At 66.8% G+C, this 25,002-nt stretch carries 20 protein-coding genes; 10 read left to right on the forward strand and 10 right to left on the reverse strand.

Going from position 1 to position 25,002, the window contains the following annotated elements; translation table 11 throughout:
* Positions 1-1,118: 1,118 nt before the first annotated feature.
* A complete protein-coding gene (gene car / locus ACFXKA_RS36460) occupies positions 1,119-4,631 on the forward strand; it encodes a carboxylic acid reductase (RefSeq protein ID WP_379430833.1) in 3,513 nt (1,170 codons plus the stop codon).
* A gap of 220 nt (positions 4,632-4,851) precedes the next feature.
* Here the strand turns inward: car and ACFXKA_RS36465 are convergent, their stop codons facing one another.
* A complete protein-coding gene (locus ACFXKA_RS36465; RefSeq protein ID WP_379430834.1) occupies positions 4,852-5,106 on the reverse strand; it encodes a hypothetical protein in 255 nt (84 codons plus the stop codon).
* Between the two features lie 695 nt (positions 5,107-5,801).
* Complete coding sequence (locus ACFXKA_RS36470; protein ID WP_379430835.1) at positions 5,802-7,004, reverse strand: alcohol dehydrogenase catalytic domain-containing protein; 1,203 nt, start codon at positions 7,002-7,004, stop codon at positions 5,802-5,804.
* A gap of 1,132 nt (positions 7,005-8,136) precedes the next feature.
* Here ACFXKA_RS36470 and ACFXKA_RS36475 point away from each other — a divergent pair.
* The 3 genes from ACFXKA_RS36475 to ACFXKA_RS36485 all read left to right on the forward strand — a co-directional run bounded on the left by ACFXKA_RS36475 (position 8,137) and on the right by ACFXKA_RS36485 (position 9,382).
* Positions 8,137-8,616, forward strand: coding sequence for a CinA family protein (locus ACFXKA_RS36475; protein ID WP_379430836.1), 480 nt, complete (start codon positions 8,137-8,139; stop codon positions 8,614-8,616).
* 168 nt (positions 8,617-8,784) lie between these two features.
* Entirely contained in the window at positions 8,785-9,030 is a 246-nt protein-coding gene (locus tag ACFXKA_RS36480; RefSeq protein WP_379430837.1) for a CsbD family protein, read from the forward strand.
* Positions 8,996-9,382 carry a hypothetical protein gene (locus ACFXKA_RS36485; RefSeq protein ID WP_379430838.1) on the forward strand — a complete coding sequence of 129 codons (387 nt, stop codon included), beginning with the start codon at positions 8,996-8,998 and terminating at the stop codon, positions 9,380-9,382. The genes ACFXKA_RS36480 and ACFXKA_RS36485 overlap by 35 nt, the downstream gene beginning before the upstream one ends.
* Before the next feature lie 129 nt (positions 9,383-9,511).
* Here the strand turns inward: ACFXKA_RS36485 and ACFXKA_RS36490 are convergent, their stop codons facing one another.
* Together ACFXKA_RS36490 and ACFXKA_RS36495 are read right to left on the reverse strand one after the other, a co-directional pair.
* Positions 9,512-9,730 (reverse strand): DUF6480 family protein, encoded by a 219-nt coding sequence (locus ACFXKA_RS36490; RefSeq protein ID WP_379430839.1) that lies wholly within the window; start codon positions 9,728-9,730, stop codon positions 9,512-9,514.
* Between the two features lie 322 nt (positions 9,731-10,052).
* The gene (locus ACFXKA_RS36495) at positions 10,053-10,352 is read right to left on the reverse strand and encodes a hypothetical protein (RefSeq protein ID WP_379430840.1); all 300 of its coding nucleotides are present in this window, start codon (positions 10,350-10,352) and stop codon (positions 10,053-10,055) included.
* 103 nt (positions 10,353-10,455) lie between these two features.
* On the opposite strand from ACFXKA_RS36495, the gene ACFXKA_RS36500 reads away from it, so the two are divergent.
* On the forward strand, positions 10,456-10,755 hold the full coding sequence (locus tag ACFXKA_RS36500; RefSeq protein ID WP_379430841.1) for a hypothetical protein: 300 nt from the start codon (positions 10,456-10,458) through the stop codon (positions 10,753-10,755).
* A gap of 839 nt (positions 10,756-11,594) precedes the next feature.
* Positions 11,595-11,765, forward strand: a complete 171-nt coding sequence (locus ACFXKA_RS36505; RefSeq protein ID WP_354847234.1) for a hypothetical protein — start codon at positions 11,595-11,597, stop codon at positions 11,763-11,765.
* 109 nt (positions 11,766-11,874) lie between these two features.
* Here the strand turns inward: ACFXKA_RS36505 and ACFXKA_RS36510 are convergent, their stop codons facing one another.
* Both ACFXKA_RS36510 and ACFXKA_RS36515 read right to left on the reverse strand, forming a co-directional pair.
* The gene (locus ACFXKA_RS36510) at positions 11,875-12,714 is read right to left on the reverse strand and encodes an SDR family oxidoreductase (protein WP_379430842.1); all 840 of its coding nucleotides are present in this window, start codon (positions 12,712-12,714) and stop codon (positions 11,875-11,877) included.
* A gap of 259 nt (positions 12,715-12,973) precedes the next feature.
* Entirely contained in the window at positions 12,974-13,435 is a 462-nt protein-coding gene (locus tag ACFXKA_RS36515; protein WP_354847237.1) for an SRPBCC family protein, read from the reverse strand.
* Positions 13,436-13,709: 274 nt separating this feature from the next.
* On the opposite strand from ACFXKA_RS36515, the gene ACFXKA_RS36520 reads away from it, so the two are divergent.
* On the forward strand, positions 13,710-14,093 hold the full coding sequence (locus ACFXKA_RS36520; protein WP_379430843.1) for a hypothetical protein: 384 nt from the start codon (positions 13,710-13,712) through the stop codon (positions 14,091-14,093).
* A gap of 320 nt (positions 14,094-14,413) precedes the next feature.
* Positions 14,414-14,869, forward strand: a complete 456-nt coding sequence (locus tag ACFXKA_RS36525) for a hypothetical protein (protein WP_379430844.1) — start codon at positions 14,414-14,416, stop codon at positions 14,867-14,869.
* A 104-nt stretch (positions 14,870-14,973) separates the two neighbouring features.
* Here the strand turns inward: ACFXKA_RS36525 and ACFXKA_RS36530 are convergent, their stop codons facing one another.
* Positions 14,974-15,456 carry a hypothetical protein gene (locus ACFXKA_RS36530; protein ID WP_379430845.1) on the reverse strand — a complete coding sequence of 161 codons (483 nt, stop codon included), beginning with the start codon at positions 15,454-15,456 and terminating at the stop codon, positions 14,974-14,976.
* Between the two features lie 47 nt (positions 15,457-15,503).
* Positions 15,504-16,070 (reverse strand): hypothetical protein, encoded by a 567-nt coding sequence (locus ACFXKA_RS36535; protein WP_379430846.1) that lies wholly within the window; start codon positions 16,068-16,070, stop codon positions 15,504-15,506.
* Between the two features lie 481 nt (positions 16,071-16,551).
* Here ACFXKA_RS36535 and ACFXKA_RS36540 point away from each other — a divergent pair, with 481 nt between their 5' ends.
* On the forward strand, positions 16,552-17,391 hold the full coding sequence (locus ACFXKA_RS36540; protein WP_379430847.1) for a hypothetical protein: 840 nt from the start codon (positions 16,552-16,554) through the stop codon (positions 17,389-17,391).
* A 153-nt stretch (positions 17,392-17,544) separates the two neighbouring features.
* On the opposite strand, the gene ACFXKA_RS36545 is transcribed toward ACFXKA_RS36540, so the two are convergent.
* Positions 17,545-21,810, reverse strand: a complete 4,266-nt coding sequence (locus ACFXKA_RS36545; protein WP_379430848.1) for an HAD-IC family P-type ATPase — start codon at positions 21,808-21,810, stop codon at positions 17,545-17,547.
* A 1,681-nt stretch (positions 21,811-23,491) separates the two neighbouring features.
* Here ACFXKA_RS36545 and ACFXKA_RS36550 point away from each other — a divergent pair.
* Entirely contained in the window at positions 23,492-23,824 is a 333-nt protein-coding gene (locus ACFXKA_RS36550; RefSeq protein WP_379430849.1) for an STAS domain-containing protein, read from the forward strand.
* Between the two features lie 585 nt (positions 23,825-24,409).
* Here the strand turns inward: ACFXKA_RS36550 and ACFXKA_RS36555 are convergent.
* Positions 24,410-24,610, reverse strand: coding sequence for a hypothetical protein (locus ACFXKA_RS36555; protein WP_379430850.1), 201 nt, complete (start codon positions 24,608-24,610; stop codon positions 24,410-24,412).
* Between the last annotated feature and the right edge of the window lie 392 nt (positions 24,611-25,002).

Raw genomic sequence — 25,002 nt, forward strand, 5'->3', positions numbered from 1 at the left:
TCCTGCCAAATTTTAGTCCTGGTGCGCAGCCAGGGCGACCATGTGGCGGCAGTAGCGTCGGTCGGCGCTGCTCTGTTCTAATCCCTGGATCGCATGTTCGATTCGCTCCGGATCACTGTCAAGCGCGATCGAAAAGTCTTGTCTGCCTGTCGATCCGATCGCCTTGTGGCTGCTTTCCGCAACCCGAAAGCCATTCCGAAGGGGACGGGCCCTCAACTCACCCGTTGGGGCAATCCATGTGCTTCAGCGAAAGTACTCGAAGGCATCCTCGCCCGGTCGCCAACACATCCGGGCTCTGTCGACGAACCCGCATAGAGTGGCGATCTCCGGGCCGGCAAGTTCGTCGTAGGTCGGCCGCAGCGTCATCGCCCCACGCGGAAATACCACTCGCAGACCGGCTTCGAACGCTTCGGCCGTCGCGACAACTTGCTCGGAAATGAACGACCGCAGCGCGTCCCCGTAACCGACCTCGCCCTCCAGAAGTTGGGCAATTTTCCGTGTGGACCACCGGAAAGACGTCGCACGTGAGGATCGGCCCGTCCTCGGAGATGTACGAGTAGTCGAAGCACAGCTGCACGGAGTCCATGACGAACACGAACGACAACAGACGACACCCGGCCAAACGAGACAACAGCTCGTTGGGCACGCAAACCAAACCTTCTCCCTCGAGATTGGAACAAAATACCGCTGCTCGACACTGGGGACTGCTGTCAAGAGGCATCGAAAAGACTTGTACGGCTATAGATTTGGCCGCCAGCGGCCACTGTTCGCAGATGAACGCAATTTCGAAATGCATTGGCGGGCAGCGGATTCAGTGGGAGATCGTTGAAGCTCGTCCGGTCCGGGGTACGCACGGAGCCTTGCGTAACCGACCCCCAAATTGCGTCGGCGAACCGTGCCTTGATGCTCGCGATGCCCAGGTGTCGGGTGGTGATGCCGACGGAGTGCGGCGTCGCCACGTACCCGTGATTGCATCGGTTACCACCAGCCCGCGATGTCGCCGCGTATCCGCCAGTCCACCGTGATCGTGGCGTGCGCCGGAGGCACGGAACTAGACTTCGAATTTGCCAGAGGTTTTCTCTTGTTGTAGTCCGTCGAACGACCCAGGGAGACCGGCCATGGCGACGCATACGTGGGAAACCGAACAGCAGCACCGCATCGACCAGGTCTTCACCGACCAGCAGGTGCGCGATGCCATGCCGTCGGAGGAGGTCATCGCCGCCGCCGCGCGGCCCGGCCTGCGACTGGCCCAGATGGTCGACACCGTCGCGGCCGGGTATGCCGACAGGCCGGCCCTGGGCATGCGCGGTAGCGAACTCGGCACCGACGCCGCCGGGCGCCGGGTCCGTCGGCTGTTGCCGCGCTTCGACACCATGACCTACCGGGAGCTGTGGTCGCGGGTGGGCGCGCTGGCCGCCGCATGGCACCGAGACCCGCAGCATCCGGTGCGTGCCGGTGACTTCGTCGCGATCCTCGGGTTCACCAGCCCCGGCTACATCACGGTCGACTTCGCCTGCACCCGGCAGGGCGCGGTATCGGTGCCACTGCAGGTGAGCGCGACGCCCGCGCAGTGGGCGGCGATCCTCGCCGAGACCACCCCGCGGGTGCTCGCCAGCAGCCTGGAGATGCTCGACGGGGCCGTGGACGCGGTGCTCGCCGGAACCGCCGCTCCGCAGCAACTGCTGGTCTTCGACTACCACCCCGAGGACGACAGCGACCGTGCCGCCATGGAGGGCGCCCGCCACCGCCTGGCGCAGGCCGACAGTCCCATCGTGGTGGCCGAGCTGAACACCGTGCTCGACCGAGGCAGCAGCCTGTCTCCCGCCCCGTTGTTCGTGCCCGCCGCCGGCGAGAATCCGCTGTCCACGCTCATCTATACCTCCGGCAGCACCGGCACCCCGAAAGGCGCGATGTATACCGAGCAGATGCTGGCCGCGATGTGGCGTAGCCGCATCGGCACCGATAGCATTTCGCTGCCCGCGATCGAGCTCAACTACATGCCGCAGAGCCACCTGGCGGGGCGGATGCAGGTGGTCAGCACGCTGATGCGTGGTGGCACCGCGTATTTCACCGCCGGTAGCCACATGTCCACCCTGTTCGACGATTTCGCGCTGGTGCGGCCCACCGAGGTGTCCTTCGTGCCGCGGGTCTGCGATCTGGTGTTCCAGGAATTCGTCAGCGACGTGGAACAGCGCGTCGCGGACGGCGCCGACCGCACCACCGCCGAGCGTGAGGTGCGAATCGACCTGCGGGAGCGGCAGTTCGGTGGCCGCGTGCTGGCGATGAGTTGCGGGACCGCGCCGCTGTCCGCGGAGACACGGGCCTTCATCGAGTCCGTGTTCGAACTGCCGCTGCACGACGGGTACGGTTCCACCGAGGCCGGAATCATCATGCGGGACAACCACATTCGCCGACCCCAGGTGCTGGACTACAAGCTCGCCGAAGTGCCCGAACTCGGCTACCACCACGACGACCGGCCGCATCCGCGCGGCGAGTTGCTGGTGAAGACGATGACGATGTTCCCCGGGTACTACAAGCGGCCCGAGCTCAGCGCGGAGATGTTCGACGCCGATGGCTTCTACCGCACCGGCGACATCATGGCCGAGATCAGCCCCGACGAACTGGTGTACGTGGACCGGCGGAACAACGTGCTGAAGCTCTCGCAGGGCGAATTCGTCGCCGTGTCCCAGCTGGAGGCCGTATACGCGATCAGCGCGCTGGTGCGGCAGATCTACGTGTACGGCTCCAGCGAGCGCGCCTACGTGCTCGCGGTGGTGGTGCCCACCGACGAGGCGCTGCATGCGCATCCGGACGATCTGAAGGCCGCCGTCCTGCAGTCGCTGCAGAAGATCGCGCAGAATGCCGGGCTGGCCTCCTACGAGATACCGCGTGACATCATCATCGAGACGCACCCGTTCACCCGCGCCGAAGGGCTACTGTCCGGTGTCGGAAAACTGTTGCGGCCCAAGCTGAAGCAGCGCTACGGGGACCGGCTGGAGGAACTCTACCGGGAGCTGGAGCGGCAGCAGACCGACGAATTGACCGCGTTGCGAAGCGGGATCGGTGACCGGCCGGTGCCGGAGATCGTGCACCGGGCGGTGCGGGCGCTACTGGGCTGCGCCGACGCCGATATCCGGCCCGACTCGCACTTCGGCGATCTCGGCGGCGATTCGCTGTCGGCACTGTCGCTGTCGAACCTGCTGCAGGAGATCTTCGGGATACAGGTGCCCGTCGGCGTGATCGTCAGTCCCGCGGTCGACCTGCAACAGCTGGCCGGATACATCGAGGAGGAGCAGATTACCGCGGGGCGGCGCGCGACCGCGGTCTCGGTGCACGGCACCGGCGATCGGATCCGCGCCGCCGACCTGACACTGGAGAAGTTCATCGACGCCGGCACGCTCGAGGCCGCGCCCGCGCTGCCGGCGGCGGCCACGACGCCGCGGACCGTGCTGCTCACCGGCGCCAACGGATACCTGGGCCGGTTCCTGTGCCTGCGCTGGCTGGAGCGGCTGGACGCCGTCGACGGCTCCCTGATCTGCATCATCCGCGGCAAGGACGCGGACGCGGCGCACGCACGGCTGGACTCGGTGTTCGACTCGGGCGATCCGGCGCTGTTGCGGCACTACCAGGAGCTGTCCGAACGCCGGCTGCAGGTGCTACCCGGCGACATCGGCTACCCGAATCTCGGTCTGACGGAACAGGATTGGCAGCGGCTGGCCGAAACCGCCGACATGGTAGTGCATCCCGCCGCGCTGGTGAACCACGTGCTGCCCTACGACCAGCTGTTCGGCCCCAACGTCGTCGGCACCGCGGAGGTGATCCGGCTGGCCCTGACCGGCACGCGCAAGCCGGTCACGTACCTGTCCTCGGTGGCGGTGGCCGGCCAGGTGCCGCCCGGGAGGTTCACCGAGGACGGCGACATCCGCGAGATGAGCCCGGAACGGATACTCGACAACAGCTACGCCAACGGCTACGGCAACAGCAAATGGGCCGGCGAGGTGTTACTACGGGACGCGCAGGAGCGGTTCGGGCTGCCGGTGGCGGTGTTCCGCTCCGACATGATCCTCGCGCACAGCTATTACGCCGGGCAGCTCAACGTGACCGACATGTTCACCCGGCTGCTGCTCAGCATCCTGGTGACCGGCATGGCGCCGAAGTCGTTCTACCGCACCGACTCCGGCGGCCATCGGCAGCGGGCGCACTACGACGGCCTGCCCGCCGACTTCACCGCCGACGCGATCGTCACCCTCGGCGGCCGCGCCACCAGCGGATATCAGAGCTTCGATGTGCTGAACCCCTATGACGACGGCATCTCCCTGGACCAGTTCGTCGACTGGCTCATCGACGAGGGCCACCCGGTCCAGCGCTTCGACGACTACGGCGAATGGCTGTCCCGCTTCGAGAGCGCCCTGCTGGCCCTACCCCAGCAGCAACGCCAGCAATCCGTCCTCCCGCTGCTGGACGCCTACCGCACTCCCGCCGAACCCACCCGAGGCTCCGTCCTCCCCGCCGGCCTCTTCCGTGTCGCCGTGCAGCAGGCCAATCTCGGCCCCGACGCCGACATCCCCCACCTTTCCCCCGCGCTTGTCCACAAGTACGTCGACGACCTGCACCTGCTGAAGCTCCTCTGACTTCGACCGGTCCGGGTCCAACCCCGGGCGGCGAAACCCCCGAATTTTCACGATCCCTTCCGGAGGCGGGTGGGCCCAGCAGCATGCTTGCGGGCCCATCCGGCCCCCTTTCCTTCCCGCCGCGCACAAGGGCACACCGCGGTTCGGTTTCGATATCGTCGGGAACCCACCGCGGTACATCCGCTCGCCGAGCGAGTGCGCGGCCTTCGATACCGCCGATCTAGTCCCAATCGAAGAATTCGAACGGCAGTAGATGGTGGAACCATCCCGGAGGGATTCCCCAGCCCGGAGGGAAGAACCCCCAGCCTGGCGGGAAGAAGTGCTTACTCTCCCAGCCGTGGTCCCAGTGCTGATCGACAGGGGTGGGGGTGTGGTTGGTGACCACATCGGCCTGGGCCGGCACGGTCACGGCGGTGACCGGAGCCACCGCGATCGCACCGGCGAGGACGGCCCGAGCCACCGTTTGCCTGGTCATTGCGAACATTGCTGATCCTTCTGGTGGTCCATTCAACTCGATCGCCCCATGGCTATCCCCGCGCAACGTGCGTGGAAGATTACTCGGTCAACTGCTATCGATCAGCGGTGGAAATAAGGGCCGATACATCCGCGGCACGGCGAATAGCTCAGGCATCGCCATAACGATAACCCCGGCAGATTCTTCCGAGCAATTGATCGCCGACTTTATCTGGGGTGCCCGTAGCAATTGGCGAGAATCCAACGAAGTTCGGGAATATCCCCTGGTAGAGGCGATCTAGCGGGTCGCGCCTCCATGGTTCTCAGCCAGCGCAATATCGTGCAGTCAGAGGCTCTCCGTCACCACCGGAAGTGAGTCAGGCCCTTTGTTTGTACAGTCCCGGGCCGGCCAGCGGCGCGAGATATACGGTGGCCGCCCGCGCGACCGGTTTCAGGCGCGGTCGACCCAGATCAGCGCCGGAGAATTGGATCCGGCGAGCCGGTCGAGCATGCGTGAGCAGAGCACACTCCGGATTTCGGCGGGATCGTGACCGCCGAGGGCTATGACGCCGGCGATATCGGTATAGGAGCCGGCTGGTCGTCACAGCCGAACGACTGGTTCAGGGCTATCCGCTACGCGCGGCGCACAGCCTGGTGTTGCCGTCGAGATGGTCGGTGCCGATCCTGGCCCGGGCGGGCACGGGTTCGCGTCGGCGTTCAAGGTGACACCAGCGCCGAAGTGGGATCGAGCACGATCTTCACCGCGCCATCGGACTTGTGCTGGAACATCTGGTAGGCGTCGGCCGCGGCGCTCAGCGGAAGCCGATGCGTAGCGAAGTTTTCGACTCCGAGCGGATCGTCGTCATCGAGCAACGGCAGCAGGTCCGGTACCCAGCGTCGGACATTGGCCTGGCCCATGCGCAACTGGATCTGCTTGTCGAACAAGATCCGCATCGGAATCGGGTCGACCATGCCGCCGTACACACCGGACAGCGAGATAGTCCCGCCTCGCCGGACCACATCGATCGCGGTCTGCAATGCCGCCAGCCGATCGATGCCGGCGGTGTCGATCACCTTCTGCGCCAGTGAATCCGGCAGGAACGCTGCTGAACGTTGTGCCAGCTCCGTCAGCGGCGACCCGTGTGCTTCCATACCGACCGCGTCGATCACCGAGTCAGTGCCGCGGCCGTCGGTGAGGTCACGGATGATCGCGCCGACCGATCGATCCGCGGTCGAGAGATCGATGCATTCGATGCCGCGCTCCGATACCCGGCGTAACCGTTCGGGCACACGGTCGACTCCGATCACCCGGTACCCCCGGTGCGAGGCGATCCGGCAGGCCATGTCACCTATGGGACCCAGCCCCAGCACGGTGACGGAGCCGCCGTCGGGCACTGCGGCGTATTCCACCGCCTGCCACGCCGTCGGCAGCACATCCGACATATACAGATAGCGGGAGTCGTCGGGGTCGGGCGACACCGTGATGTGGGTGGCCTCGGCATGCGGTACCCGCAGATACTCGGCCTGCCCGCCGGGAACCCGGCCGTAGAGCTTCGAATAGCCGAACAGCGCCGCACCGCAACCATATTCACGAACCTGCGTGGTCTCACACTGTGTGAACAGACCCTGGTCACACATGAAGCAGTGACCACAGCTGATCTGGAAAGGAATCACCACCCGATCCCCAGCGGCCAGATTCGTGACCGCCGAGCCGACCTCTTCCACGATGCCGATCGATTCGTGCCCGAGAACATCGCCGGCACTCATGTAGCTGCCGAGTACCTCGTACAGGTGCAGATCCGAGCCGCAGATACCGGTCGACGTCACCCGGATGACGGCGTCGGTCGGCTCCTCGATACGCGGATCGGGCACGTTCTCGACCGATATCTTGCGAAATCCCTGCCATGTCACGGCTTTCATCCGTCCTCCTCGATCCGGCTCCGCACATCGCGTGCTCCGTCGATCCCACCGGCGCCGAAACAACCGGCCTGACTTGGCTCGCGTACCCGGAGTCCATCCGGTTATTCACCTGACTGCCGATCCACCGCACGCAGGCGATGAACTGCCCCGCGGGGTCGGGTGATGTGCGCCGATCCGGTGTTCGCCGATCCGGGCAGTCGGAGGCGTTCGGCCAACGGCGTCGCATCTCGATGGCGCGGTCAGCGAGAGCGAATACGCCCGTTGGCATAACGGCCCGGGTGCCGTCTTGTGCGTGTGCCGCGTTAGGGATTCATGCATGTGGGTAAGCGGCAGACAGGAGGTAGTGGAGATAGCCATATTGTTTCTGGTTCTGCTGCCGGCCTATTGAATCTATTGAAGGAGACGATGCAGCTATGTCCAGCGAACATCCACCTGAAGAGCCCCAATCGGAACCCGGAGTCAAAGGCTCGCGAGACACCGGGTCGGATACGCCGGGTGGCGGATCGGCAGATCGCCCGGCTGGCACAATCGACGAAGAAGAAGTCACTTCAACACGCGACCACAACCCGACGGAAGAAAACGTCGGCTCGACCGGGACCCTTCCTCCAGAAGATGCGGAACCGGCCGTACCGCCCTACGAAGGGCGCCGAACAAGCACCGAAGAGGGGAATTGACAGCGCTCCTATCCGGGTGCATCCATCGTGGATTCGCGGAACTGGCCGGGTCTCATTCGTTTTCGGCCTCGGCATCGTTGGCGTGGCGCTCGCATCGGCGCGGCTGATTACGGGTTCGCACGGCGGGCGGACCAAACGCAGGGAACCTGCAAACCAACTGATCCGGAAGGGCATTGACGGGCGGGTTGCTCGTCAACCACGAGGCCGCGGTCGGACCGACCAACCCCGTCGGCGGTTATGACGGCGGATCCCCAGCCGGTCGCTACGGTGATGGGCGACGCGCTGCACGGGTAGCCGATCCACAGCTACATTCCGCCGCCGAGGAGTGCGCCGATGCCGAAACATACCCGTCAGAGGCTGCATCACGGCGGTCCGGTGAGCGGTATCGACGGCTTGGGCCACCGTCGTGAGCCAGACGCTGATCCGGCCGCCTTGCACACGAGAGGACTGGTGCGGTGATGGCTGAGATCGGTGTCCTCGTGCAACGCCTATCCGCCGCCGCGGCCCGCTCGGACTGCACGGTGGCGATCGCGGAGTCGTTGACCTGTGGCAAGTTGTCGTCGACGTTGGGCGCGGCACCGGAGTCCGCGCGCTGGTTGCGCGGCGCGGTCGTGGCCTACAGCACACAGGTCAAACGTCAGCTGCTCGGAGTTCCCGAGGTGCCTGCCGTCTCGCAGACCGCTGCACGTGCGATGGCCGGAGCGGTGCGGACGCTGCTCGGAGCCGACGTCGCTGTGGCGGTGACCGGTGTCGGCGGTCCCGGCGCTCAGGACGGCGAACCGGCAGGGTCGGTGTGGCTGGCGATCGATACCGGCACCGGGCAGTGGGCCCGCCATGAGCAATTCGGCGGGGAGCCCGCCGCGGTGCTGGAGGCCACCGTCGCGGTCGCGCTCGCCATGCTGCTCGACGCAGTGGAAAAGCGCACGCTCTCATCCTGAACGGTGCGATCTTGCCGGCACGTCGCGCGAGGCGGGCAAACGTGGCAGATATGCGGCGCGGGATGCGGGGTCTGGAATCGCTCGAGCTGTCGCGGGCGCCCGTTTTGTCGGTGAAGTCGCGGGTAGGTCCGAGTTGACCTGTACCTCGACCCGGAGGAGTAAACCCCCATGTCCGAGCCTCACAAGAGTGGAACTCAAGAAGGCTTCGAAGGTGCCGTGGAAGGTGTCAAAGGCAAAGCCAAGGAAATCGCGGGGATCGTTACCGTTCACGAGGACCTGCGTGAGGAAGGCCGCGCCCAGCAGGACAAGGCGGATTCGCAGCGCGAGGCCGCCAAGAAGGAGGCTCAGGCCGAGAAGGAACGCGCGACAGCAGAAGTCGATGAGCAGCGCCAGCGATCACATCAGAACCGATGAGGCCGCGATGGCCGACCACACCGGCACCGACGTGATCGATCTGCTGCGTGCAGCTCAAGCCGACATCGCACGAACCCTGAACCACCAAGCAGCCGGCGAGACCATCCAAGCGATCTCCAAGGAGGACGGCGCCTGCAAGGTCGCCGGCGGTGCGTGGTCGCTGGTACACCGGCAGCTTCGAGGCGATCTTCGGCGCCAAGAGGGGCGCTGGCCGATGTACACCGTCGCCGGCTTGCTCGTGGGCAACGGCCTGGTGCAATGCCCGGCCAGCCATACCCCCGAGGGCGTGCATCATGCTCGGCTGCTGGGTCTGACGACCGCGTCGTGGCTGCTGGCCATCGACCTGGTCTAGCGCCACAGGGCCGGATCGCGAAAACCTACCTCCTCGATGCCGCGATGGAGACAGGCTGGATCCTGACCTGGCTGCGACAGCCGCCACCCCGGTCACGGGAGCGGGGCGGCTATAGCCGACGGTTTCTTCTCACGCCAGCACGGACACCGCGACGATGACGAACACGATCACCAGCACGGCCACGACCGCGATGACAGCGATCCCGGTGGGCGGGAAGTGGTTCCGGGTGCGTGGCTCGGGCGCGGACAACCCCGATGTTTGCGGTGTCTCCGGTGGTGTCGATCCCGGTGCCACACCACCACCGGGCTCGAGGTCGGGGATACGGGCGGGGTCAGGGTCCATCGACATGACGGCACCTCCGATTTCGGAAGTAGTCCGCGCGCGAGCAGCGTGCGCGGCAAGGGTCGGTAAAAGCGGTACGTCCCGGGTATGCCCTGATCGTGGACGAGAAAACGCAGCTCCTTCACCCCGGTCAGAAGACCCCGGTCAGCGGCATCTACGAATGCGCCTGCGGTCGGGGACACCGGTTCAGCACCGATGTCGAGGGCCACCGCCTACCGCCGTTGCCACCCGATTGCCGAAGCCGGGGCCGGCGTCTGGCACAGGCAACCCACCACGTCCCTCACCACAGCTGATCACAGCACGCACCATCGGCATCGACACGGTGGCGCTACAGCCACAACTCGGTATCCGGGGAACACCGGTCGGCGCGACCCGACAAACGCTGCGCGAAGCTTTCGGCCCACACAGCCGACTCCGATTCCTCGGGACGCACGGATGCACGCCGCCCCGTTCTCGGGCCACCGGCAGCGGCCTCCCGCTTCGCGCCGCCGGGCCGTGCCTGCAGCGCCAGCAACCGCACTCCCCAGCAGACATAGGCCTCCACGCTCATCCCCGCACACTCGGCCGCATCGTCGAGCGCCAGCCAGTCGTCCTCGCCCACCCTCACCACGATGTCCCTGCTCGCCATCGAGCCAACGGTAGACCCGTCGAGGATACGACCACCAGCACAAACGGTCCCGCACGGCGTGTCCAGACCCCAGCCAGGCCCGGGCGCGACCATGATGTCGGTCATGACCGATTCCGACAGCGTGACACGGTCAGCCTCCACCTGGCCGCCCACACCGCCCGAGCATGAGACCGGCACCCGTCATCAGCACGCGGCCTGGCAGCTCGCCGGCCACGAAGTCGACCTCTACTCCGAACGCGAACTCCAACAAGTCCTGTTCGAGGAACTCGCCCTGCCCGCCACCCCCGACCACACCACCGACACCCCGTCCCTGGCAGCACTACGGCGACAACACCCCCACCCATTCCTCGACCACCTGCTGGCCTACCGTGCCGAACGCGCCGCCGCCGGAGACCTCGGCTGACCAGACCGCCACCGACTCTCTGCCCGCAGACCGGTCGCCAGCCCCTGCTCACCGCTCTCGGCGGTGCGTGCTGCGGCGCGTCCATCCGTCATGGACCGGGCGACCGGCTCGATCGCTGTGCCAGCGGCTGTTGTCGTCCGGCGCCGCCAACAACACGCGAACGCCGCCATACACCGCCCGCCACCGACGCACGAGCGAAGCCTTCCTGGATTCGATCCCCATAACCAACCATCGCGATCAGATGGACAAGGGTCTCGCCCCAGCGTCGCGGAAGTGCACGTGGGGCGCGACCCTCGTATCGGCTCGGACACTCGGGTCGCGTGCTGCGCCGACACCTCAGCACACACCCAACAGGCCACTGGCATAACCGGTCGGTGCCCGATCGTGGCCGACCAATGGCGAACTTGTTACCGACTCCGCCCACCCACCATGGCTGGGCGCATGCCCTCGATGGCTTGCATGCCAACGCTTCCGAGGCTCAACACACATCGGGCTCACGCGATCGTCGACGCCGAGATCGACACGACACAGAGCCGGCCTGCTCACGCGCCGGTCGACGCCGCGACCGACCGCGGATCCCGGTTCCAGCAGGAGGTCGCCTCGGGAACACCCACCGCGGTCGAGGCATCCTCTGGTCTCAGCGCGGCCCGTGCCGCCAACCATCCAGATCCGATTCGCTCGACCTGCACCTGAGCCTTCCTAGACAGATCCAGTGCTACGTCTGCCAGGGCCGCCGCTCGAGACGTGACACCTTCGAGACCACAGGCTTCCAGGACGGATTGCCCGATTGTTAGCGAGGGGTGTAATCGGGTAAGCGGTCGGCAGGAGGTGGCAAAAGAATGGTTATTGCACTGCTTGTGCTCCTGCTCGCATTGCTTCTGTTCGCAGCAGGTTTCGCGATGAAGGCTTTGTGGTGGGTTGCGGTCGCCGTCCTGGTGCTCTGGATCTTCGGGTTCGTCTTCCCCAGCGCCGATGACGTCGAAGCCCACAGACACTGGTACCGATGGTGAGGACGAGGTGAGCGCACGTGGGCTATTCGCGGCCTATCCCCGCCCAGTTACGTTGTAGCGCAGACAATCTGGGTAAGGCGGCGTTCGATGCACGCCCAGGTTCGCGGCGTCAGAGGATGGGCCGTCCGCCGGTCACGGCCAAACGGGCGCCGGAGATGTAGCTTCCGTCGTCGCTGGCCAGCAGGACGTAGGCGGGAGCGAGTTCGGCCGGCTGGCCGGCACGTCCCAGCGGTGTGTCATCGCCGAATCCGGCGACCTTCTCCGGCGGCATGGTGGAGGGGATCAGTGGCGTCCAGATCGGCCCCGGGGCAACGCTGTTGACGCGGATGCCGCGCGGTCCGAGCAGCTGGGCCAGGCTGGCGGAGAGATTGGCGATGGCCGCTTTGGTCGCGGCGTACGGGGCAAGAGTAGGCGAAGGCATATCGGAGTTGACCGAAGAGCTGCCGATGACCGAGGCGCCCGCACTCATGTGCGGCAAGGCTGCTTTCACCAGCGTGAAGTAGGCGCCGACGTTGAGCTTGAAGGTGTAGTCGAACTCCTCGTCGCTGATCTCTTCCAAGTCGGTGTGGGTCATCTGGAAGGCGGCGTTGCTGACGAGGATGTCGATACGTCCGAATTCCCTTGCCGCACTGTCGATCACGGTGTGGCAGGCCTGGGGCTGGGACAGGTCACCCGGCACGAGCACAGCGCGCCGGCCGGCGTCTTCGACCAGCTTACGCACCTGTTCGGCGTCCTCGTGCTCGTCGAGGTAGGACAAGACCACATCGGCGCCCTCACGAGCGAAGGCGATGGCCACCGCCCGCCCGATACCGCTGTCGGCACCAGTGATCACCGCGACCTTGCCGGTCAGCTTGCCCGAACCCCGGTAGGTCCGCTCACCGCAATCCGGTGCCGGACGCATCTGCTGCTGAGAGCCTGGCGGCGACTGCTGTTGCTCGATGAAACCCATGACGATCCGGTCCCTTCCTCGACGACACACGCATCTGCGCCCTACCCCGGCAATCGGTCAGCGAAACAGCGTGCAGCCCAGGCACTGCGGAAGCATTCCGCGGAGGTTCGGCGGTTCATGTGATCAGATCGCGCCTGACGATGTTCTCCGCTTCTCATGCCGTAAACCGACGCACCCAAGCTGTCAGGAGGCCATCCGGCGCGCGACCGCGATCACCGGCGCGCGCCGGGGCGAAGCAATGTCAGATCGGTAAGAAGTTTCAGTTACCGGGTCTGGGGACGTCTCCGCGCCAGGCACCGGTCTCGTGCGGCTGGTTTTCGATGAATTCCTTGAATCGGCGCAAGTCTCCTTTGACTCGGTGGTCGAGCAGGCCGGTTTTGTCGCCGACGTTTTCGATGAATCCTTCAGGGTCGAGGTCCATCTGGGTGATGATGCGGGTGGTGCGGTCGTCGATGCGGTGGAAGGTGACCACGCCGGCATGGCAAGGGCCGCTGTCGGAGTGCCACGCGATGCGCTCGTCGGGGTGTTGTTCGGTGATGGTCGCGTCGAATTCTCGTTCCACCGGGCCGAATTTCACCTTCCAGTGGGTGTGGGTGGCGTCGAGTTGATCGATGCGTTCCACACCGTCCATGAACTGGGGAAACGATTCGAATTGTGTCCACTGGTTGTAGGCGGTGTGCAGCGGTACGTGCACATCGGCCGACGCGGTAACGGTGCTCATGGGACCTCCTCGCTCGGGTGCTTCCAATCCCTGCCTACCCGGCGCATTCGAACGAAAACATGCGGATCGACTGACCGAGCCGTTCGCTCGTCACCATGAGCGCGGCCAGCTGGACGGAGGTCGTGGCGCGGTGCATTCCTTCCCCTGCAGACACGCGGTCTGGCACAGCCGATCCCGTGAGACGAGTTCGCCACGTCGGGCCAGGCGTGGCGAACCCGGGGGTGCGCGAGGACACTGAAGACGTACCGCCGAATTCGTATCCAGGAGCAATGTGATGGCAGCCGACAGACCTTTCGGGATCGATCCAGAAGAATTCGAGCGCGCGTTACGGGAGGTGGGGATCGAATTCCGCGACCTGCTCGGAAAGGCCGGCGAGTACATCGATCGCACAGGTGTGAATACGCTGGCGTCGCTGCTCGGTCAGTTCGGTCAGCCGGAGCGGACGCGGCCACCGCAGCCGGAGGGCGAGACCACCGGCGAGACCGGCAGCGGAGTGTGGGTCATCTACAGCATCGACGACGCCGGCGAGGCCAGGGTCGAGCAGGTTTTTCCGAGTGAGCTCGAGGCCTTGCGTGCGCATCGCGACAACACCGATGAACGCCGTCGCGTGCGGTTCCTGCCCTACGGCGTCCCCGCAACCGCCTTGGACACGCCCTGACCCAGGCTGCGGCCGCTCGCCTCTCGGGCTGATCCGATCTCGCCATCGGGCACCGCCGAGTGGATGGCTACCGACGACAGAACTCGGAAGGCAGCCTCGACCGGACCTCCTGAGGCCCGGGCGATACACCACAATCGGAGACAGCCGAATACGCGACTTCACCGGTCCGGAACCACGCAATACCGACGAATGACCTTGGCACGTCTCCTGATTCGGAACTGAACGAACAGGCCGAGGATCGCACGGATGTGTTCGCACGGTTGCGTCGCGGTAGTGTCGCACCGCTTCATGCACGCCATGACTGTTTAGAGTCGCTCGCTATGAAATGGAATCGGCGTAAGCGGGTGGCCATGGGCGGTGCTTCGGTGACCGGGGTCAGCGAGGCCGCGCGGCGGGACCCGGAGGGTTCGACCACATGCAGCGGATTCGCCGAACGGGCCCTGGCGACGCCGGCGGTCCCGGCGTGGATCCACTGGGTCCATGACCGCAACCCCGAGATCGCTCGGTTCTACTTTCAGCTGCACTATCCCCTCGACGACGGTTACGGCGATGAGGAGCGGATCCTCAAGCGGGCACATCAGGCCGAGCAAGCCGCACGGTGCGTGGAACGAGCCCGCCGCTTCCACACCGACAGGCCCGTGCTGAGTGCCTATTTCCCCGAGCTGCCCGACGACGAGGACTTCCACGCCGCCTGCGACGCAGGGCGCGAATGGGACGGGCACTGGTACTCCCGCGACCCGCTGCAAGCCTGGCCCGAGGTCCACGGCCTCCGATAGACGCTCCGGGCCTCGGTACCGGCGGTCGAGGTCCTCGCCATCCGGGCATCGACCTGCCGGGGTTCCCCCGCAGATCGGCCGGGTGGCCTGAACTGCGGAAAGAGTCAGGTCGTGAGCAGGCGGTTGAAGAACGATCGGTAGCGACGCAGGGCCATACGCAGATCCTCGGTGTCCGCCTGCTCACCGCGATTCCATTGCCCTTCGAGCTCTTGTTTGTGTTCGGCGAACGTCGTGGCCAGCGTCTGCATGACGTTTGCGACCAGAGTGTCGGCCGCGTGCACAGCGTCACGGGGGTCGTCGACGAACTTGTTCTGGATCTCCTGCCACCGCACGCGGAAGCCTTCCTCGTCCTCCGTCGTGAGGAGCTGTGGAGCTTCCTCCTCGGTCGGCGCGTCGGTCGGCCCGGCTGTCTCCGCTGCCTGGGATTCGGGTTCAGCGGAGCCACTCGTCGGGGTGCTCTCGCCCGGGAAGGCGGGGGCCTCGGACTGCGGTTCGGACGCTTCGTCTGTCGCCCGGCCGCGGGGCTGGGCAAGGTCTTCGGTGGACAGACCGTCCTCGGTCGAGTCCGATACGTGGTCGCGTTGCATGTCTCCTCCGTCTCTGATTGCCTTGGCATGCCGGGGATCTGGGCCGCTCAAGCCCGGGCGTGACGGGCTTGGCCGCCGTCCGAGAGCAGCTCGTCGAACAGAGCTCGGTAATGCACCATGGCACCCCGCAGCTGCTCGGTGGTCGCCTTGTGTCGGGTACTGAGCGCCTCGATGTCGTGGGCGGCCCGGTAGTGCTCGAGCGTGCGGCCGTGCTCCACCGAGAGGTCCTCGAGCTGTTGCTCGAAGCCCTCGGTCGGGTAGCCGCATTCGCGCATCAGGGACGTCACCAGGCGGTCCGCGTCATGCACGGCATCCTCCGGCCGGTCCACGAATTCCCCTTGCACGTTCGTCCAGTCCCGGCTGTACCGATCACGGACGCTGCTCTGCAGCGGCCGGATATCCAGCGAGTCATGGCGTTTCTCGCGCGTCCTGAGCTCGCGCTCGCCGGCCAATCGGCTGTCGGCGCCCTCGACGGTCCGTTCGTACTCCGGGCCGAAGCGTTCTCGAAGGTGACGACGGCGGACGAGAAGCAAAGCTGCTGCCGCGATCAGGATCGCCACCACGACCAGGGGGACGACGATCGCGAGAAGGGTCCCTAGTGACATCGTGCCCAACCCCTTCACATTTGCCGGAATCTGCCCTATGGCTTTTGCCCATGTGTTGCCGTTGAAACGTCGTAGTGGGTTGACTTTTACGGAGTGATTGCTATGTCGAGAACCGTCGGTTGCATCGGGCGGAGGGCGTGCCGATCAAGGAAGGCGCTCGCCGCGCTCATGTTCCGACCGGACAGATCCAGGACCACGCACCTGGGCGCGGACGTCGTGAACGCGCTGGCCGCCGAGCATGAACCCCCGCTATATCGGAGGTGAGCCGAGCGCAACGACGGTCAGGGTCTGCGGTGTCTCACGTCCTCGTGCTTCGCTTGCCGCACGCCGGACTCGGTCGCGCGGCATGAGGCAGGAGTTCTGACCGGATCTACCGGGCCGGGCGGTCGCACGCGTGGCACGTGCGGTACACCCGGTCACCAAGCTTCACCAAATTCGCCGGGCGTGTCAGCCCACGGCTCGTGTGTTCGGACTGCGAGCATGGACAGCCATGTCCATGGGGAAAGGGAAGAAGGCAGGCAAGAAGGCGACACGCTGGCGTGTCCGGCGATCCACGCCAGGTGCCCGACCGACCACGTCGGAATCGCAAGCCGAGTTCGCCACGGCACTGCAAGCCGAGATCTGGCACCGCCTCTACCCACCAGCCAGCGTCACGCAGGCCCTGGGCACCGAATACGGCCATCCGGTGCCCGAAGCCGACATGCGGACGTTTGCGGGATTGGACATTCTGCTGCGCGCCCGCGGCTGGAGCTTCATCCGGGAACACTCCGGCCCGCAACAACTCACCTTCGGCTACCCACCCTCCGAAGTCGGCCTCGCCAACCTGAGCCGAGGGTTGGAACCCGCCACCACGATCGTGGTCGTCTTGGACCGCTTCCATCCGAGCGACGCCGTCTCCAACTGCCAGGTCGAAATCCTGCTCGTCGGCACCAGGCATGGGCACCCCCAGCTCACCAGCCTGGCCGATCTCACCCGCTATCTCGGTGTCATCGAATCCCATCGGCCCGCAGACCCGACCCCGCTGCCGTTCCTCCCGATCGGCCACGCCCACGCCGGAGAGCGTGTGGACCGGACGGCAGAGATCGCGCACAGCCACAGCGCTGCCACCGGCCACAGCGACGATCACGCCAGCAGCCACCAGGAATCGGAACTACTCGACCCGGACAGCATCCCGTCGCCGCCACCTACCTCCACTGCCCGTCGTGCCACATCGAGGGTGTCCTGGGCCCGGATCGCCCAACCGCAACCAGCGGCCGGCTGCGGCAGCGACGACGACTGGTGTGCGGCCTGCTTGAGCACTGCCCGAGTCTCACCAACGACAGACGGGTAGTAACCGAACTCGGAGCGGATTGCACTATCGCTGCTGGTCAAACCTAGATTCATTGCTTCCTGGTCGTTGCTACCGAACCCTGATCACGCCTGATCCAGGAAATCCGTGTGGCGCATCGAACTTCTGGCGGGTCGTTGTCTTGGTGTCGATAGGTCAGCTCTGTTGCGGAGTGAGTGATCGTGCCAGCTGTTCCAACATCGGGTTCAGGCGCGGTCCGAGTGTGGCGATGCCCATTGCGGCGGTGACCCCGGCCCAGGCGAGCGGGCCGAGCGGGGTGCAGCCGAAGAACTGGCTGACCAGCGGTGTCTCGATCAGGGCGGCCAGGACAGTGGCCGAGCCGATGACCGTGATCAGGACGAGCGGGCTGCGTCGTCGTCCGGTCGCGGTCTGGATGAGCTGAGCACCGACGACCCCGCACAGGGCCATCGTGCTGGTTCGACGCGCAGAGCCCGGGGTGAGGGTGCCGATCAGCCAGGCCGTCGTGGCGGCGAGCGTCGTGGTGATCCCGCGGCGGCGGATCTGACGGGTCAAGGGGTCGCCGAGTTCCGCGATGCCGACGCGGCCGCTGTCGACGGTAACTTCGTCCTGGTCTGTCTCATCTCTCGGGGTGACCGAGAGCGCCATCGCCGGGAACATGTCGGTCAGCAGGTTGACCAGCAGAATCTGGCGGGTGGACAACGGCGACGCGCCGGAGAGCAGTGTGCCGAGCACGGAGAAGCCGATCTCGCCGGCATTGCCGCCGATCAGCACACTGATCGCGTCCGCGACGCTGCGCCACAGCGCCCGCCCTTCGGCGACGGCATCGACCAGCACGGTCAGCTCATCGCTGGTGATCACCAGGTCGGCCGCGTTCCGCGCCGCCGCAGAGCCGTGGACGGCGACGCCGATACCGATGTCGGCGGTGCGGATGGCGGCGGCGTCGTTGGCGCCGTCGCCGACCATGGCCACCACGCGCCCGGCTTCCCGGAGTCCCTCGATCACGTGGAGCTTCTGCTCGGGTGCGACGCGGGCCACCACGTCGCTGTTTCGCAGCAGTCGCGCCCGGCCGGCCCGGTCCTGGGCAGCCAGCTCATCGCCGGTGACCACCGTGACATCGTCTGGCCAGCCGAGCTGGACCGCGACCGCGCGGGCGGTCTGCGGGTGGTCGCCGGTCAGCATGACGGGCCGGATGCCCGCCCGGCGCAGATCGGTCACCAGCGGTGCGGAGCTGCGGCGCGGGGTGTCGGCCAGGGCGAGGAAGCCCAGCAGGTCCAGGTCGGCCAGTGGTTGTGCGAGCACATCGGCGGCCTCGTTACCGCGCGCCAGCCGTCGGCCGGCCACGGCCAGCACCCGCAGGCCGCTGCTGGCCAGGGATTGCGCTTTCGTGTCGTCGGCAGTGTCTTCACAGGCGGGCAGGATGACTTCCGGCGCGCCTTTCGCCAGCAGTATCCGGGCGCCCGTCACATCGACCGCGACGGCGGCGGCGTACCCGCGGCTGGCTTCGAAGGGCTGGACCTCCACGGGCGTCCAAGGTGATCCGGGCGGGGTCGCGGCGATGATCGCCTCGTCGGTGGCGTGGGCGTGGATGCCCGCCTCGTGGTCGGGGGTGCGGCAGGACAGCGCGGCGGCGTGGAGCAGCATGGCCGCGTCGGTGGAGTCGGCTGGGTGCTCGATCCCGTCCGGGGTGGCCAGGCGCACCACGTGCAGGCGGTTCTCGGTGAGCGTGCCGGTCTTGTCGAAACAGATGGTGTCCATCCGGCCGAGCGCCTCCAGGGCGCGCGGGGTGCGGACCAGGATGCCGATACGGCTGAGGCGTCGGGCCGCGGCCAGTTGCGCGACGGTCGCGACCAGCGGCAGGCCCTCCGGGACGGCAGCCACCGCGACTGCCAGCCCACCCCGGACGGCTTCGCGAATCGGCCGACCGCGCAGCAGCGACAAGCCGGTCACGGCTGCACCGCCGAGCAAGGTGAACGGAAGTACGGCGCTGGTCAGCTTGTGCAGGCGGGCCTGCACGCCGGGTGCCGGCGGGGTGCGGGAAGCCAGATGCTCGGCCCGGCCGGTCTCGGTCTGATCGCCGATTCCCACCACGACGGCGCGGCCGTGGCCGGCGACCACCGTGGTGCCCTGGTACGTCATGCAGTGGCGGTCGGCTACCGGTACCTGGGGTGTGGCGTCCACCTGCTTGGGGGTCGGCAGCGACTCCCCGGTCAGCGAGGACTCGTCGACCTCCAGATCGTCGGCCGCCAGCAGTCGGGCATCGGCCGGTACCACGTCGCCGGTGTAGAGTTCGATCACCTCACCGGGGGTCAGCTTTTCCGCTTCGATCGTGCGGGTTTCGCCCTGGCCGAAGTCAGCCACTCTGCGGGCTTTCCGACGCTGCTCCCGCTTCAACCCGGACAGCGCCCGCTCGGCCCGGAACCGCTGCACCCCGCCGATCAGGGCGGTTACACCCAACGCGCCGAGCACCATCAGCGCGTCCACAGTGGACCCCAACAGTGCCGAGGCCGTCGCGCCGACCAGGAGCAACGGCGTGAGCGGATCGTGCAGTTCAGAGCGGATCGCGCTGATCAGGCCGATGGTCAGGCGCGCCGGGGTGAACACGGGCAGGCGCGCGATCCGGCGGACGAAATTGCGTGCATCAACCAGCGCGGCAGGCTCAGTGGCACGGACGACTCGCAACCGGGCCAGCGCCTCCTGGGGCTGCAGAGAGTGCCACGGGATCCGCGGCGGCGGGTGTGGTGCGCGGTCGGTACTGACCTGGACCGCGGCGCGCCAGCCCGAGACGAGAGCGGCGGCGGCCGCGGCATTCACCGGAGAGAGCCGAACACCGAGCGGGAAGGTGAGGCGTTTGGAACGGGCTCCCCGGGTCACCACCATCAGCCCGGCGAGCGCCGCGCCCGCCTCGGCGAAGATCCTGGCGTGGTTCGCGACTCTGCGCGCGGCGGGGATCGCCGCCAGAATCCGCCACGCCCCGGTGAGGCCGTGCAGCAACAGCACGTCCGCACCCCACACCACCGCGCTGCGCTCGTCGGTGAGCGAGACGGCGATGTCACTGCGCATCAGTCCTGCCAGCACATCGGCGCCCTCAGGACCCAGTTGCCGCCGCGTCCCGGCCTCGCCGGCGGGAACGTGAGCCACCGTCAGAACGACCCGTCCACTGCCCTGCAGCTCCCGCACCACGTCGGCCAACGGCCGTCCGGCGCCCACGAGTTCGTCGGCCAGCGCACCGAAGTCACCGAGCGTGCCGTCGTCCTGAACCACGACGTACAGCCCCGCCCGGCGGGCCGCGTCCAGCGCGGCCTCGGCCAGCGGGTCGATCTCCCAGCCGACGAGGACGGAGCCGATGTCTCTGCCGCGATCGGACGCAATCATCAAACCGGTCTCGGCGAACCGGCCCTGGTCGGGTACCGGCCGCAAGTCGAGTTCCCCACCCGTCTGCAACGCCGCCGTCGCGGCCTGCCACAACGTGTCGTGTTCCCAGTCGGGAACGTTCGTGTTCACATCGAGCACCGTCCGCCGGGTGCTTCGCAGAGCCTCCGGGTGCAGCACCACGGTGTCGACCAGCTCCAGCTGCCTCAGCCGGTCGAGGTTGCGCACCAGGACACCTTCCCGGGCCAGCTCGGTGTACACGGTGGCGGCGAAGACCGCCGGGCCGTAGCGGGCAGCCTTCGGGTTCCCGGCCAGCAGCGCCTCCGCCGCCTCCTGCATATCTCGGGTGACCAGCAATGCTGCGGCCGCACCGGATGCGGTTCCGGTGACCGCCTGCTCCCGGAACCATTCGCCCGGATACCGACGCAGCGCCGGGCGGGCAGCCTGCTGGTCGGCAAGGCTCAATCGCTCCGGCGCGCAGAGCGTGTCGTGCGCAGCGTCGAAGGCCGCCGCCCTGGCGACGGCCTCGGCCAACTGGCTCGCCCGCAGCGCGGCATCCAGTGCCAGAGCGGTGGGCGACTGCCCGATGGCTTGCACTGCGGCATTGGCCGCGGCCAACAGCAGATCGGTCGCCGACCGTCCCAGCCGGCGCCGCAGCATCCTCCGTATGCGCGGATCCTCGCGCAATAGCGTCACCCCGGCTGTGATCAGAGGCGGCGCACTCCGCAGCCGCACCGTCCGGGCGGCCAGCGCCGCGGTGACACCCATCGCGTCGCAGGCCAAGGCGAGCGCCCCGGAGCGGACGCCTCCGGTGTGACCGGGGTGGACGGCTTCGAGAACATCCTCGTCCGGACGTTCCAGCTTCTGCCCGGCCGCCAGCTCGGTCGCGCGATCCACCACCTGCTCGGTGACCGCGTCCTGCGTCATCTGCACGACCAGCCGGGCCAGCCCGCCATCCCAGTACGCGGCGAGGACGTCCGGACGTTTGGCCAGGGCGGTCGCCACCCGTCTGGCCGCCGTCTCCATGCTCCGCACCGTGGCCCCCGCGGCGGGCCGCAACGGCAGCTGCACCCGCGATCCGGCCCGCCAGTACCCCCGACTCGGCGTCGCCGCATTCACACCGACCCGGCCTACACGTACAGCGGTCGCGGAGACCGCCGCCTCTGCGCGCACAGCCGTGCGCACGCCAACATTCACCGCACTAGCGGCCACCCGGATCGGGGCACCAGCTGTCGGAAAAACCCGGCGAAACACTCCGGCCGGCGCCGCCAGCGCGAGGTCGAACCCCATCTCGGGCAGCCTGGTCAGCAGACCTGGGACCATCGCTCACCTCGCCGAGCCGCTAGCCGATTGTGGTCGAGGCCGACCGCGCGGGGGTGCGTCGCCAGGTTGACGGGTTTGGTCTCCGCTCTCCACCGTGGTCTTCTCTGCCACGGCTTTTTCGATGCTTGCCCCAACGCCGCCGAAGAGGACGGTTGCCTTTCCTCGCTCATGAACCAGTCACCTCACAGCCGAGACGTACCCGCCATCTCCACGACGAAACTGGATCCGGATCGATTCACCGCGGGCCGGTTGGACGCCGACCTGCGCCGGGTCGCGCGGTGTCGGGTCTTGTCCCAAGACGCCCCCTACAAATCCACCACCGCGTCAGCTGAGGAACTCAAACGCCCAGGGATGTCCGATGTTCAGCGGAGCACCTGCCAGTCGCAGCGCAGGCTGGGTGACCGTCTCCTCTGCCGGTTGGTTCAGCGACGCCTTCGTTCGTCATCGATCCAGCGCATAAGCGTACGCAAATAATTTGCTGGGACGCCCAGATTGGCGGGGAATCGAAACGAACCGAACCGCTGGGCTCGACGGCACCATGCGGCGACACCGGTGTGGCACAACGGTTCTGGCACTTCCTTGCCGGCGTAGGCGGCGGCCGACGAGTCACCGAGAATGCATGGATCGCGCAGTTCGTCGTACCGAGTCCCGCTCATGTGGGTGTGGGTGGCTCGGCGGCAGGGTGCATGACGGCGTGCCACCACGATTCGAGCCGACTCGGCTCCGGCCAGCGCACCACTCGCACATCGTCATCGGAACCGCTGGTGATGGCGGGTGCGGTCGTATGCCGCTTTCCTCGCCGGCGAACGAACCTGTCACCGCGTGGTTCGCGTGGGGTTGCTGTCATGGCGCACCTCCGAAATCCCTTGCCCGACGCCCGGTCTCACCGGGGCGGGCTGGATTCTCAACTCGCGGCGGCGGTGTACGCCGAGGTCGACCGCGCGCGAGCAATGCCACGAACGCCCAAGGGCAATGCCGAGGGGTCTGCGCCACCACAGAGGGGCCGACGCGCCAGAGTAGGCGTTCAAAGCCAACGGCAGGCTACGTTCGAGCCGGCCGATGATCCCCCGATGAGGGGTGAAGCTGGGCAGCCCGGACGCTGTGGGATGGGCGTCCGGGCCTGGGCCCGGACGATGGCCGCTTGCGCCGCGGCCGTCTCGCCTTCAATGTGAAACACCATCGCCGACAACACCATCCGCTACCTACTACGGATGCTCCGCCTGGTTACACCCGATGATCAGGTTTGGTGAGTCCGGTTGGCTGCCGTGCGCAAGGGCGTAGCGGGTGGCTTGCGGGGGTACTATTGATTCGGGTTCATAAAAAAGCCTGGTCACTCGCGGCTGTGCAGGGCGCTGACCGCAAACGGCTTTTAGCCTGCGCGCCCCGAAACCAGGTGATGGTGATTAATCACCAAACCGAACCTGTCCTCATGACCACCTCGGCCACGACCACGCTCGACAACACCCACGTCTGCACCGTCTGCGGCGAGATCGACGTGCTGACCGCCCCCACGTTCCAGCAGGCGCTGTGCGACAGTGTCGACATCGCCGAATCGACCCGCGTCGACATGAGGGCGGTGACGTTCTTCGGCGTGGCCGGCATCCGCGCCCTGCTCGCAGCCCGCGACTTCGCCGACCGGCGGCACTGCGCGATATACATCCAGGGCTCCTACTGCGTCACACGGATACTCGAAGCAGTAGGACTGGCAGCAGAATTCGATATCCGCGAAGAATGCCAACCGGCCGATGCCCGACAACGATGATCGCCGGTCACCGCCCGTTCGACCATCTACCGGCCTTGCACGTACGGCCCGCCTGCGCGGTTGGGCATCCCGGCCACGAGCCAGCGATTGACGGGCCCCTCAGCGGGTAGCCGACCGATGTCGGAGTCCATTCGGCCCCAAGCCGAAAACACCCGATATAGCGTGTTGCCCGCCCGCCCTGTCCGGACCTGCGCGCTCGACGCACACGCCGGGGGCGGGCAACACCCACCGACAATCAATTCGCGGGGTTTCCGCGCTCCTCGGTCGTTCGAAAAAAGGAAAACGATCATCTGACGAATCCGAACACCTTCTCGCCTTTCTGACTTCTACAGCAACCCAGTGGCGGTTGGCCACCGAAAGCATGCGGCCGGTGAAGTGACCGTTCGACGGCTGGCGGCGTCATCACGTCGAGGACGAGGAATCTCGTCCCGACACGGGTGGCTTCGGCGATGGCCCGGACGCGAGGCCGGGCGGGAGGTGATGCATGGATGCCGCTGATACGACCAGGTCGATATCGGGTGAGGACTGAGTCATATCCCTCCGCCTCGTGCCGATACGAAGAGCTGCCCGCCGGACCGGGGAATTTCAGAATTTGTCCGGGAACCGGGTGATGATGCCCTGGTTGAGGACGTCGGCTACATCCATCATGTGCGCCTTGGCCACGCCGAACTTGGCGGTCGCGTCGCTGTAGTTGCCGCCGATGACGTCGACGCCCGAACAGTTCGTCGCGGCGCTCACCGACTTCAGGCCCGGCCGCTGGCAGTTGTCCGGCCACAGCGACGGCACGACCTGACGGTGCACGAACAAGGAAACAGTCAGGCCGACGTCACAGAAGGATCGCACGGGAGTGGGGCTGCGCATCGAGCGTGCCGGGATGAGCCAAGCTCCGCCGAACACGAAACTGTAGGCCTTCCAGGCTGAGGTGGAGGGACCGCCAGGCCACCCGAATGATCGAGCCGACCCTCCCCGGATCCGGGTGCGGCGCCACGAGGGCGCGCGGTCGGTCTATGCGCGACGTCGCGATGGCTACGCGCGGTGCTGGACCCATCGTCGGATCGGCCGATCGTCTACCCTACCTGCGGTGTTGCGGTAGCCGGGTCGGCCAGCGCGTCGACCAGGGGTGCCAGTCGTTGCAGTTCTTCCAGGTGGGTGGCGGTGAGCCGGGCCAGGGTTTGCTT

The sequence above is a fragment of the Nocardia sp. NPDC059228 genome (assembly GCF_042754245.1).
Classification (GTDB): Bacteria; Actinomycetota; Actinomycetes; order Mycobacteriales; family Mycobacteriaceae; genus Nocardia.